The organism is Hydrogenophaga sp. H7, from assembly GCF_002025745.1.
Classification (GTDB): Bacteria; Pseudomonadota; Gammaproteobacteria; order Burkholderiales; family Burkholderiaceae_C; genus Hydrogenophaga; species Hydrogenophaga pseudoflava.
Map to the genome: position 1 here is coordinate 372,916 of NZ_MCIC01000018.1, position 11,303 is coordinate 384,218.

Sequence of the window (11,303 nt, forward strand, 5' to 3'; positions counted from 1 at the left end):
TCGGGGCCGGTCAGCCGCCGCAGCCACCCAGGGTCACCTTGGTTTCCTTGGTGGCCGAGAAGAGCTTGCCGTCGGCCTTGACCACGGCGATCACGTTGGTGCTCTGGCCCATCTTCAGGCGGGTCTGCACGTCGGCGGCGGTGCCGGCCGGGATCATGAAGCCGCACGACAGCGGGGTCGGGTTCTTCTCGACGATCAGGTACATCTCGGTGGTGTTGGGCAGCTTGCTGGTGGCGCCCACGGGCACCACGGCGCCGTTCTCGGCGATGTCGGGCGACACCACCGACACCTGGTCGCTGGTGGCGGGCGTGCCACCGATGGCCTTGAGTGCGTCTTCCAGCGTCTTGACCTGGAAGCTGGCCTGGTCGACGGCGGCCTGGGCCTGGCTCTGGGTGACGATGCCCAGCGAGACCAGCGTGGCGAACGCGCCGGTGGACTTGAGGGCGGTGCGACGGGATTGGTTCATCTTGAACTCCTGGTGAAAAGAGGGATGGGAGATTATTTGTCGGGAGCGCCGGCCAGCACCCACTCGGCAAGCAGTTTCAGCTCGTCGTCCTTCAGGGCGGGCTGGGGCGGCATGGGCACCGCGCCGTACAGACCCGAACCGCCGGACTTGATGCGCGCGGCCACCACGGCCACGGCGTCGGCCTGGCCCTTGTGCTTGGCGGCCACTTCCTTGTAGGCAGGGCCAACCAGCTTCTTGTCGACCGCGTGGCAGGCCAGGCAGGCGCTCTTGGTGGCCAGGGCCTTGGCGGCGGCGGCGTCGACCGCAAAGGCGCCGGCACACGACAGCAGCGCGGCCGCCGACACGACGATTCGGGAAAGGTGCATGGTCATAGGGTAGTGGCTCCTTGTGATGGGAAGAATGGGGTTTACGAGTAAATCCGAATATTCAATCTGGCTTGTCATTGACTCACTTCGCACCGGCGGCGATCCACTGCGCGATGGCCTTGGCGTCGTCGTCCTTGATCTGGGGCTGGGGCGGCATGGGCACCGCGCCCCACACCCCCGAACCACCGGACTTGATCTTGCCCACCAGGTAGGCCTCGGCATCGGCCCGGCCCTTGTGCTTGGCGGCGATCTCGTTGAAGCCGGGGCCGACGATCTTGTTCTTCACGCCGTGGCAGGCGGTGCAGGCGTTGGCCGCCAGCAGGCTGCTGACGTTCGTGCCCTTGCCGGCCGCCGGCGCGGCGGGTGCCACGGTGGCGGCCGCGGCAGCACCGATCAGCCCCTTGGGCGCGGGCTGGGTGGTGTCGGCGCCACGCACCGGACCGATCACGCGGTTCTGCTGCTGGATGTTGCCGTGCGCGTCGCGCGCGAAGTCGGGCAGGAAGGAATGCACCTTGGGGTCCACCGCGCAGTCCTTCATGCAGGCCACGTTCTTCACGTCGCCCTTGCCATTGACCTTCCACAGTGGCTCGTGGAACACCATGCCGTTGCGGTTGGGCATGCGCTGCTGCACCTCGGCGATGTTCTTGTCGCTCAATGTGAAGTCGGGCGGCACCACTTCGGCCAGGCTCAGCAGGTAGGCCGTGACGCCGTAGACCTCGTCGGGCTTGAGCGTCTTGGGGTTGTTCCAGGGCATCGCCCGGTTGATGTAGTCCCACAGCGTGGAGAGCGTGGCCACCTTCATGATGGTGGTCTTCTGCGGTGCGGTGCTCTTGGCACCCTCCACCAGCGCGGCCACACGCCCGGTCTCGATGTCCTTCTTGGTGGTGCCACCGATGATGGGCGTGAACACCTCGTTGGATTCGCCGAAGGCACCGTGGCAGGAGGCGCAGCGCGACTCCCATACGGTCTCGCCCAGGGACACGCTGCCGGCACCGGCCGGCAGGCCCTTGAAGTCGGGGCGCACGTCGATGTCCCAGGCCTTGACCTCGGCCGGCGTGGCGTCGCGACCCATGGTCGCCCAGGGCTTGTCCTGCGCAAACGCAAAGGCCGAAGCCAGACCCAAGGCGAGCGCAGCGACGCCGCGAGACAGGCCAAGAAAGCCGTCGAACCGGCTTTGCCGAGCGACAGGCTTTGCCCCCTTGAGGGGGGATGCGTTTACACGAAGTGAATAAGCGACGGGGGTGGGTTTCATTTAGTACACCTGCACGTTGGAGACTTCGCCGTTTTCACCGACCAGCCAGCTCTGGATCGCGTTCTGGTGGTAGACCGACCGTGTGCCGCGCACCGCGCGCAGCTGGTTGATCTTGGGCTGCACATAGCCCGTGCTGTCGATGGCGCGGGCCTGCAGGATGGCGGGCTTGCCATCCCACACCCAGTCGATGTTGAAGCGCGTCAGCGCCTTGGGCAGCACCGGGCCTTCGATGCGCGCGGTGCGCCAGTTGCGGCCGCCGTCCACGCTCACATCCACTCGCTTGATCGTTCCGCGGCCCGACCAGGCCAGGCCGGTGACGTTGTAGTAGCCCTTGTCCAGCAGCGTCTGGCCGGCCGAGGGCGTGGTGATGACCGACTTGCACTCCTGGATGCCGGTGTACTGGCGGTGCGTGCCATCGGGCATGTGGTCGATGTAGTGCACCGCCTCGTCCTTGGTCGCCCACTTCTGGTCGCCCACCTCGATGCGGCGCAGATACTTCACCCAGCTCACGCCCTGGATGCCCGGCACCACCAGGCGCAGCGGGTAGCCGTTCTCGGGCCGCAGCATCTCGCCGTTCATGCCCCAGGCCACGATGCAGTCGTCCATGGCGCGCTCGATGTCGATGGTGCGCGTCATGGACGAACCGTCGGCGCCTTCGGCCAGCACGTATTTCGCCTTCTTCTTGTCGATGCCGCACATCTCCAGCAGTGTCGACAGCAGCACGCCGGTGAACTCCGAGCAGCTGACCATGCCGTGCGTGTACTGCACGGTGGGCACCGCCACGTTGCCCCATTCGGTCGCCGTGTTGGCGCCACATTCGATGAAGTGGATGCGCGAGACGCTGGGCAGGCGCATCAGGTCGTCCATGGTGAACACGCGCTGACGCTTGACCAGGCCGTTGACCATCAGGCGGTGCTTGGACGGGTCGATGTCCCACCAGCCCTGGTGGTGGCGCTCGAAGTGCAGGCCGCTGGGCGTGATGATGCCGAACAGGCCCTGCAGCGGCGTGAAGCTCACCGAGGCCTGGTCGACGCGGGTCAGGCCCGGGCTCTGGCGGCGGCGCAGGTTGGTTTCCCACTTGCTGGGCTGGCCGTAGCCCGGGTCCATGGCCACCGGCTGGCCCAGGCCCGTGCTGTGCTCGGGCAGCTTGAGGATGGCGTCCTCGCCCTCCGCACCGGCCGCCATCGCGCGGCTGGCCGCACCGACCGAGGCCGCGACGCCGGCGCCCATGGCCAGGGCATTGCCCATGAAGCGGCGGCGGGCCTTGCGCGCCTGTTCCAGCTTCTCGGCACTCAGGAAATTCTCGGGCGCAGGCAGCACGCGCCCGATCACGTCGTTCAGGTCTTTAGACACTGGTGGGTTCCTTTTCGTTGGCGGGGAATGGGCGGGGCGCCGCAACGGCGCCCTGTCCGGGCAGGGACAACTCGGCGTCGGCGCGGGCCAGCATCTGCGTCGAGACCGTGCGGCAGAGTTCGATGTAGAGCGGGTCGGCCACGCGGTAGAACACCTGCGTGCCCTCGCGGCGGCGCGACAGCAGGCCGGCCTGGTACATCAGGCCCAGGTGGCGCGAGGCGTTGGCCTGGGCCAGCCCGGTTTCGCGGATCAGTCCGTTGACACACTTCTCTTCCTGGCACAGGGCATGGAGGATGCGCAGGCGCGTGGGCTCGCCGAGCACGCTGAAGTAGCGCGCCACCGACTCGAACACCGACTGCATGCTGTCCACCTGGTCTGTCTCCGGAAGAATTTGATTTCAATCAATCAACTATATGATTGATTGCCTATATACAGATTAGTGTAAACCCGGATTCCTTCGGATCGCTGACAGAAGGCGGCCCGCGTGGCCCTGGTCCACCCCACCCATCGCCACCGGACTGACGATGGGCTGACAAACTCCGTCAAATCCGCCTTGATTTCTCTAGGGTTTTCACCGTTCAGGCTGGATTTTCGCGAGTGCTAGCATCAATCATCTAAATATGCGAAATCACTGATGCTTGGCCTGCAAACCCGGGGGCTCTGCTACAGTTTTTGAACCTCTTTCCAACCCCAGTGGAGACAACGATGGTCAAGACGATGAAGTGGCTGACGGCCGGCGCCCTGTGTGCCGCCGCCGTGGGGGCGCAAGCCCAGGTGAACCAGGTGCGCGTCTGGGCTGCGGCCTGCGCCAACTGCCATGGCACCGAGGGCCGTGCGCTGCAGGGCAACGAGCCGCTGGCCGGCAAGGACAAGGACGAGCTCTACCAGAAGCTGATGGACTTCAAGAGCGGCCGCAAGCCCGCGACCATCATGCACCAGCTGTCCAAGGGCTATTCCGACGAACAGCTCAAGGACCTCGCCGCCTACTTTGCCGCCCAGAAGAAATAAGGAGCCCACCATGCAACGTCGTCAATTTGTTCAGACCCTGGGCGCCGGTTCGGTCCTCGCGGGTGTCGGCGGTCTCGCGGGCTGCGCCTCGGGTGGCGGCTACGGCCCCAAGGTGGTGGTGGTCGGTGGCGGCTACGGCGGCGCCACCGCCGCCAAGTACGTGCGCATGTTCTCCGACCACGGCATCGACGTGACCCTGGTGGAGCCCAACGCGGCCTTCGTCTCCTGCCCCATCTCCAACCTGGTGATCCAGGGCAGCAAGACCATCGCCGATGTCACCACCCCCTATGACAACCTCACCAAGCGCCACGGCGTGAAGATCGTTCGCGACATGGTCACCAGCATCGACGCCGAGAAGCGCGTGGTCAAGCTGGCGGCCGGCGGCGAGCTGCCCTACGACCGCCTGATCCTCTCGCCCGGCATCGACTTCATGTGGGACACGGTGGCCGGCATGACCAAGCCCGGCGCGCAGGACAAGGTGCTGCACGCCTGGAAGGCCGGCCCGCAGACGGTGGCGCTGCGCAAGCAGCTCGAGGCCATGCCCGACGGCGGCGTGTACGCGCTGTCGATCCCGCTCGCCCCGTACCGCTGCCCGCCCGGCCCCTACGAGCGCGCCTGCATGGTGGCCAACTACTTCAAGAAGGCCAAGCCCAAGAGCAAGGTCGTGATCTTCGACGCCAACGACGACATCCAGTCCAAGAAGGGCCTGTTCATGAAGGCCTGGGACGAGCACTACAAGGGCATCATCGAGTACCGCCCCAAGCACAAGGTGGTCGAGGTCGACGCCTCCACCAACACCCTGAAGTTCGAGTTCAACGACGACTTCAAGGCCGCGGTGGCCAACGTGGTGCCCAACATGCGCGCCGGTGACATCGCCGTGCGCACCGGTCTGGCCACCGCCAACAACCGCTGGTGCGAGGTGGACTTCCTGACCTTCGAGTCGAAGGCGAAGAAGAACATCCATGTGCTGGGCGACGCGATCCAGATCGCCCCGGGCATGCCCAAGTCGGGCCATATGGCCAACCAGCATGGCAAGACCTGCGCCGCGGCCGTGGTCTCGCTGCTGCAGGGCAAGGAGCCGCCGCAGCTGCCGATCTACGCCAACACCTGCTACAGCTTCGTGACCGACGAGGACGTGGTGCACGTGGCCAGCGTGCACCGCTACGACGCCGAGAAGAAGACCATGCTGGCCGTGCCGGGCTCGGGCGGCGTGTCGTCCGCCGCGAGCGAACTCGAAGGCCGCTACGCGCACGCGTGGGCGCGCAACATCTGGGCCGACACCCTGGCCTGACGGACTCCCGCAGCGCCCCGGTGTCTCATCGGGGCGCTTTTTTTCGCAAACAAATATCAGTCAGAGGTTATGCAATGAAGGCCCACCGACTCACCCTGCTCGCCCTCTTGGCGCTGGCCGGCACCACCGCCTGGGCCCAGGCCGACGAGGCGCGGGCCAAGAAGATCGCGGGCGGCTCCTGCTTCCTGTGCCATGGCGCGCAGGGCGAGTCGACCAGCGAGGTGTTTCCGCGCCTGGCCGGGCAGCACGCCGAATACATCACCAAGCAGCTCACCGCTTTCAAGAGCGGCGCGCGCAAGAGCACGGCCATGGTGGAGATGGTCAGCAAGCTCACACCGGACGAGATGGTGGCGTTGGGCAAGTACTACGAGAAGTTCGTGCTCCCGCGCGAAGAAGCCAAAGACCCGCAGCTCGCCGCCATGGGCCGCTACATCTTCCACAACGGCAACAAGTTCAGCGGCGTGCCGGCCTGCGTGAGCTGCCACGGCACCAACGCCGAGGGCGCTGCCAACCTGCCCCGCCTGGCGGGCCAGATCCCGGGCTACATCCACACACAGCTCAAGTCCTTCAACAAGCGCGAGCGCACCAACGACAACGCGGTGATGCACGCGGTGGTGGAGAAGATGACGGAGCTGGAGATGGCGGCCGTGGCGGAATACGTCAGCAGCAAATAAAACGAACCCCCACGCTCCGCCGCTGCGCGGGTCGCTGCCCCCCGAGGGGGCGCGAATTCAGCTTGGGGCGGCCCGGCGCTGGATTCCGAGCCCCCACGCTCCGCCGCTGCGCGGGTCGCTGCCCCCCGAGGGGGCGCGAATTCAGCTTGGGACGGCCCGGCGCTGAATTCCAAGCCCCCACGCTCCGCCGCTGAATTCAGCCCTGCGTGGCGCGCCTGGAGAAGGTGCGCCGCACCACCGCGGCGCCCGCTCCGCTGCCGCTGTCGGGCGCCGTGGCCTGCGCGGTCGACACCGGCTGCGTGGGCGCGCACCGCAGCGCGTCAAAGGTGGCTTTCAGCTCCTTCTTCAAGGTCCTGAGCTGCGCCATGTGCGCGTCGATCTGCGCCATCTTGGCCTGGAGCTGTTGCTCGATCTCGGCGCGGCCGAAGGAACCCTTGGCCACCTGCGGCAGGATGGCCCGGATCTCTGCCAGTGAGAACCCCAGCGCCTGCGCGCCCCGCACAAACCGCACCGCCGCGACATCGGCGTCGGTGTAGCTCCGGTAGCGGTTGGCCTGGCGCCGTGGCGCGTTGATGAGGCCTTGCTTCTCGTAGTAGCGGACGGTGTCGGTGGACACCCCGGCCGCCTGGGCGAACTGGCTGATGTTCATGGTGGCGCAGGCGCTGAAACCCTTGAAACGGGCGCTTGACATTGGAGCATGGACCAGACTTTACGCTCGGCCGATCCATCCATCAGGCCACGAAAAATGCTCCGATCCTTTCTGCACTTGTGCACGCTCCTCCTGCCGGTCGTCATGTCGGCCACGCTGCAGGCCCAGACCGTTTCCCCGCCGCACCGCCGAAGGTCGGCTTCGCCATCATCAAGACCTCGCAGGTGGCCGTGCCGCAGGCGCTGCTGGTGCCGGGCGGGGACATCACCCGGCAGGTGAACTCCAACTTCTCGGCGTTCCTGGTCAAGCACCACGACGACTACCTGCTGTTCGACACCGGCCTGGGCGAGCAGATCGATGCCCAGTACCAGCAGGGCATGCCGCTGTGGTGGCGGCCCTTCTTCACCTACGACAAACCGGTGGTGAGCGCGCGCACGCAGCTGGACAGGGCCGGCATGCCGCCGCTGCAGCGCGTGATCCTGAGCCACAGCCACTGGGACCACGCCGGCGGCGTGCAGGACTTCCCGGAAGCGCGGATCGGGATTGCCGCGGCAGAGCGACCCCGGTTGCGCGCTCCGAGCACCGGCCCCGGAGGCACCTGGGCCTCACAGGTCGATGCGGACACCATCCGGTGGGAGGATCTGGCCTTCCAGCCCGTGCCGTTCATGGGCTATCCCGAAAGCCTCGACCTCTACCAGGACGGCTCCGTGGTGCTGGTCCCGATGCCCGGTCACACCCCGGGCTCGCTGGGCCTCTTCGTCACCACCGATTCCGGCCGGCGGTATTTCTTCATCGGGGACGCGGCCTGGACCCTGGCGGCCTTGCGGCAGGGTGAACCCAAGTTCTGGGTGGCGGGAAAGCTGGTCGACGGGGACGCCCCGCGGACCCAGGCCAGCCTGGACAAGGTCCGCGCGCTGATGCTGGCCGACCCGGATCTGGTCGTGATTCCGGCTCACGACAGCACCGTGCAGGACGCCCTGGGCTACTTCCCGGCCTGGGTGCGCTGAGCGGCGCCGGATCGCATCCGCCGGTACAGCCAGCCGGCGATGGCCAGGTTCAGCAGGTTCCAGGCGATGCCGTTGATGAAGGCGGCGTCGTAGCTGCCGGTCATGTCGAAGATCCAGCCCGAGAGCCAGCCGCCCAGCGCCATGCCGATCAGGGTGGCCATGATCACCGCGCCAACCCGCGCGCCCACCTCCTGCAGCGCGAAGTGCTCGCGGATGATGATCGCGTAGGACGGCACGATGCCGCCCTGGAACAGGCCGAACAGGGCCGACACCACGTACAGCGGCACCATGCCGTCGAAGGGCAGGAACAGCAGCAGCGCCACGCCCTGCAGCGCCGAGCCCAGCAGCAGGGTGCGGATGCCGCCGATGCGGTCGCAGATGAAGCCCGAGACGAGGCGGCTGACGATGCCGCTGGCCAGCATCAGCGAGAGCATCTCGGCGCCGCGCGCGGCGCCGTAACCGAGGTCGGTGCAGTAGGCCACGATGTGCACCTGCGGCATCGACATCGCCACACAGCAGCCCACGCCCGCCACGCACAGCAGCCACTGCGCGCTGGACGGGCTCAGGCCGAAGGGGCGGCTGCGGTCGGCGGCTGGCGCGGCGCCCGCAGCGGCCACGGGCTGCGGCAGCGCCAGCGGTGGCCGCTGCCGCATCAGGCCCGAGAGCGCGAGCATGCCCAGGCCGCAGACCAGACCCATGATCGTGTACGTGGGGCGCCAGCCGATGGTCTCGATGCCGTGCTGCACCAGCGGCGGCCAGAGCGCGCCGGCGATGTAGTTGCCGCTGGCGCAGATCGCCACCGCGATGCCGCGGCGCCGGTTCCACCACTGCGAGGTGTCGGCCAGCAGCGGCGCGAAGGTGGAGGCACCGCCCAGCAGGCCGAGCAGGCCGTGCGCGAGACCGAAGGTCCAGATGCTGCCGGACTGCGCAGCCCAGAGAAAGCCGCCCGCCACCGCCAGCGCGCCCACCCAGAGCACCTTCATCAGGCCGTGCCGGTCGGCCATGCGGCCGGTCCAGATGCCGCCAATGCCCAGACACACCATCATGAAGGTGTAGGGCAGCGAGGCGCTGGCGCGGTCGATGCCGAACTCGGTCTGCACCGTGGGCAGCACCACCGACACCACGTACATGCTGCTGTTGCCCAGCACCACCAGGCCCAGCGCCACCAGCAGCCGCCAGGCGGCCTGGCGCGAATCGATGACGGAGGGGTCGGCGTGCAGGGGTCGGTTCATCCCCGCAATCTAACGCAGGCCCTGCGCCGAATCCTGTCTCGCGGGCAGCTCGACCCGCACCATGGCGCCCTTTCTGGAAGCGCTCAGGCCACCTTCGCCGCCAGCTCGCCCTTGTCGTAGCGCTTCTGCATGGCTTCGAGGCTGTGCACCTTCGTGATCTTGCTGGCCATGCCGGCGGCACCGAAGGCTTCGTAGCGCGCCGCGCAGATCGCCTGCATGGCCTTGGTGGCTTCCTTGTAGAACTTGCGCGGGTCGAAGTTCTTCTTGTCTTCGGCCAGGTGACGCCGAATAGCGCCGGTGCTGGCCATGCGCAGGTCGGTGTCGATGTTGACCTTGCGCACGCCGTTCCTGATGCCTTCGACGATCTCTTCCACCGGCACGCCGTAGGTGGTGCCCATGTCGCCGCCGTACTGGTTGATGATGGCCAGCCAGTCTTCCGGCACGCTGGACGAGCCGTGCATCACCAGGTGCACGTTGGGAATGCGCTGGTGGATTTCCTTCACGCGGTCGATGCGCAGCACCTTGCCGCTGGGCTTGCTGGTGAACTTGTAGGCGCCGTGGCTGGTGCCGATGGCAATGGCCAGCGCGTCCACCTGGGTCTTGCTCACGAAGTCGGCCGCCTCGTCGGGGTCGGTCAGCAGCATGGAGTGGTCCAGTTCGCCCTCGGCGCCGTGGCCGTCTTCCTCGCCGGCCTTGCCGGTTTCCAGCGAACCCAGGCAACCCAGCTCGCCCTCCACCGACACGCCGCAGGCGTGGGCCAGGTCCACCACCTGCTTGGTGGTGTTGACGTTGTACTCGTAGCTCGCGGGCGTCTTGCCATCGGCCAGCAGGCTGCCGTCCATCATCACCGAGCTGAAGCCCGACTGGATGGAGCGGAAGCACACGCCCGGCGTGGCGCCGTGGTCCTGGTGCATGCAGACGGGGATGTGCGGGTACATCTCGATCGCGGCGGCGATCAGGTGGCGCAGAAAAGGCTCGCCCGCGTAGGAGCGCGCACCGGCCGAGCCCTGCAGGATGACCGGGCTGTTCACCTGGTCGGCCGCCTGCATGATGGCCTGCACCTGCTCCATGTTGTTGACGTTGAAGGCCGGCAGGCCGTAGCTGTTTTCAGCCGCGTGGTCGAGCAGCTGGCGAAGGGAAATGAGGGCCATGGGGTTGTCTCCGTGGGATTGAAAAACTCAGGGTTCAGCGCGCTTTGCCAGGATCTCGAACGCCGGCAGCGTCTTGCCTTCCAGCACTTCGAGGAAGGCGCCGCCGCCGGTGGAGATGTAGCCCACGTCCTTCTCGATGCCGTACTTGGCAATGGCGGCCAGCGTGTCGCCACCGCCGGCGATGCTGAAGGCACTCGATTCGGCGATCGCCTTGGCGATTTCTTTCGTGCCGTTCTCGAAGGCGGCGAACTCGAACACGCCCACCGGGCCGTTCCAGACGATGGTGCCGGCGGCCTTGAGCTTCTCGGCCAGCCTGGCCGCGGTCTTGGGGCCGATGTCCAGGATCAGGTCGTCGTCGGCCACCTCGGTGGCGGCTTTGACCGTCGCGGGTGCATCCGCGGCGAAGGCCTTGGCGCAGACCACGTCCTCGGGGATCGGCACCTCGGCACCGCGCGCCTTCATGGCTTCGATCACCGCCGTGGCTTCGCCCAGCAGATCGGGCTCGGCCAGGCTCTTGCCGATCTTCAGACCCGCGGCCAGCATGAAGGTGTTGGCGATGCCGCCGCCGACGATCAGGCCGTCGACGTTCTTGGCCAGGGCCTGCAGGATGGTCAGCTTGGTCGAGACCTTGGAGCCGGCGACGATGGCGACCAGCGGGCGCTTCGGGTTGGCCAGCGCTTTGGAAATCGCATCCATCTCGGCCGCCAGCAGCGGGCCGGCGCAGGCGATGGGTGCCGTCTCGGCGATGCCGTAGGTCGTGCCTTCGGCGCGGTGCGCGGTGCCGAAGGCGTCGTGCACGAAGATGTCGCAGAGCTTGCCCAGCTTGGCGGCCAGCTCGGGCTTGTTCTTCTTCTC

The 11,303-nt window shown here is 67.1% G+C and carries 13 protein-coding genes; 4 read left to right on the forward strand and 9 right to left on the reverse strand.

The genetic code is table 11. From position 1 onward, the window contains the following. Nucleotides 1-10: 10 nt before the first annotated feature. From soxY to BC358_RS19530, 5 genes are all read right to left on the reverse strand, one after another. Complete coding sequence (gene soxY, locus BC358_RS19510) at nt 11-466, reverse strand: thiosulfate oxidation carrier protein SoxY (protein WP_066149394.1); 456 nt, start codon at nt 464-466, stop codon at nt 11-13. Nucleotides 467-498: 32 nt separating this feature from the next. Beyond that, complete coding sequence (locus BC358_RS19515) at nt 499-831, reverse strand: c-type cytochrome (RefSeq protein WP_066150846.1); 333 nt, start codon at nt 829-831, stop codon at nt 499-501. Between the two features lie 82 nt (nt 832-913). Beyond that, nucleotides 914-1,954: a c-type cytochrome gene (locus BC358_RS19520; RefSeq protein ID WP_373270146.1), complete on the reverse strand. Its 1,041-nt coding sequence runs from the start codon at nt 1,952-1,954 to the stop codon at nt 914-916. A gap of 129 nt (nt 1,955-2,083) precedes the next feature. Beyond that, the gene (gene soxC / locus BC358_RS19525) at nt 2,084-3,436 is read right to left on the reverse strand and encodes a sulfite dehydrogenase (protein WP_079367100.1); all 1,353 of its coding nucleotides are present in this window, start codon (nt 3,434-3,436) and stop codon (nt 2,084-2,086) included. Next, entirely contained in the window at nt 3,429-3,797 is a 369-nt protein-coding gene (locus tag BC358_RS19530) for a metalloregulator ArsR/SmtB family transcription factor (protein ID WP_079367128.1), read from the reverse strand. The genes soxC and BC358_RS19530 overlap by 8 nt, the downstream gene beginning before the upstream one ends. 344 nt (nt 3,798-4,141) lie before the next feature. Between BC358_RS19530 and BC358_RS19535 the strand changes: the two genes are divergently transcribed. The 3 genes from BC358_RS19535 (at nt 4,142) to BC358_RS19545 (ending at nt 6,409) form a co-directional block, all read left to right on the forward strand. Then, nucleotides 4,142-4,444, forward strand: coding sequence for a c-type cytochrome (locus BC358_RS19535; protein WP_256861588.1), 303 nt, complete (start codon nt 4,142-4,144; stop codon nt 4,442-4,444). 10 nt (nt 4,445-4,454) lie between these two features. Then, the gene (locus BC358_RS19540) at nt 4,455-5,735 is read left to right on the forward strand and encodes an NAD(P)/FAD-dependent oxidoreductase (RefSeq protein ID WP_079367101.1); all 1,281 of its coding nucleotides are present in this window, start codon (nt 4,455-4,457) and stop codon (nt 5,733-5,735) included. Between the two features lie 74 nt (nt 5,736-5,809). Continuing rightward, on the forward strand, nt 5,810-6,409 hold the full coding sequence (locus tag BC358_RS19545) for a cytochrome c (protein ID WP_079367102.1): 600 nt from the start codon (nt 5,810-5,812) through the stop codon (nt 6,407-6,409). A gap of 196 nt (nt 6,410-6,605) precedes the next feature. On the opposite strand, the gene BC358_RS19550 is transcribed toward BC358_RS19545, so the two are convergent. Further along, nucleotides 6,606-7,100: a heavy metal-responsive transcriptional regulator gene (locus BC358_RS19550; RefSeq protein WP_079367103.1), complete on the reverse strand. Its 495-nt coding sequence runs from the start codon at nt 7,098-7,100 to the stop codon at nt 6,606-6,608. 77 nt (nt 7,101-7,177) lie between these two features. Here BC358_RS19550 and BC358_RS19555 point away from each other — a divergent pair, with 77 nt between their 5' ends. Beyond that, a complete protein-coding gene (locus BC358_RS19555; protein ID WP_179130105.1) occupies nt 7,178-8,065 on the forward strand; it encodes an MBL fold metallo-hydrolase in 888 nt (295 codons plus the stop codon). On the opposite strand, the gene BC358_RS19560 is transcribed toward BC358_RS19555, so the two are convergent. From BC358_RS19560 to BC358_RS19570, 3 genes are all read right to left on the reverse strand, one after another. Continuing rightward, nucleotides 8,041-9,297 carry an MFS transporter gene (locus BC358_RS19560; RefSeq protein ID WP_079367105.1) on the reverse strand — a complete coding sequence of 419 codons (1,257 nt, stop codon included), beginning with the start codon at nt 9,295-9,297 and terminating at the stop codon, nt 8,041-8,043. The two genes, BC358_RS19555 and BC358_RS19560, sit on opposite strands and share 25 nt — an antisense overlap. Before the next feature lie 83 nt (nt 9,298-9,380). After that, entirely contained in the window at nt 9,381-10,448 is a 1,068-nt protein-coding gene (gene fba / locus BC358_RS19565) for a class II fructose-bisphosphate aldolase (protein WP_079367106.1), read from the reverse strand. Between the two features lie 27 nt (nt 10,449-10,475). Next, a partial coding sequence (locus BC358_RS19570; RefSeq protein ID WP_079367107.1) for a phosphoglycerate kinase occupies nt 10,476-11,303 on the reverse strand: 828 nt, incomplete at its 5' end.

Coding starts and splice junctions, on each gene's coding strand:
- BC358_RS19530 (WP_079367128.1), bottom strand. CDS start 3,797: ATGCAGTCGGTGTTCGAGTCGGTGGCGCGCTACTTCAGCGTGCTCGGC.
- BC358_RS19550 (WP_079367103.1), bottom strand. CDS start 7,100: ATGTCAAGCGCCCGTTTCAAGGGTTTCAGCGCCTGCGCCACCATGAAC.
- BC358_RS19540 (WP_079367101.1), top strand. CDS start 4,455: ATGCAACGTCGTCAATTTGTTCAGACCCTGGGCGCCGGTTCGGTCCTC.
- BC358_RS19560 (WP_079367105.1), bottom strand. CDS start 9,297: ATGAACCGACCCCTGCACGCCGACCCCTCCGTCATCGATTCGCGCCAG.
- BC358_RS19545 (WP_079367102.1), top strand. CDS start 5,810: ATGAAGGCCCACCGACTCACCCTGCTCGCCCTCTTGGCGCTGGCCGGC.
- soxY (WP_066149394.1), bottom strand. CDS start 466: ATGAACCAATCCCGTCGCACCGCCCTCAAGTCCACCGGCGCGTTCGCC.
- BC358_RS19515 (WP_066150846.1), bottom strand. CDS start 831: ATGCACCTTTCCCGAATCGTCGTGTCGGCGGCCGCGCTGCTGTCGTGT.
- fba (WP_079367106.1), bottom strand. CDS start 10,448: ATGGCCCTCATTTCCCTTCGCCAGCTGCTCGACCACGCGGCTGAAAAC.
- BC358_RS19535 (WP_256861588.1), top strand. CDS start 4,142: ATGGTCAAGACGATGAAGTGGCTGACGGCCGGCGCCCTGTGTGCCGCC.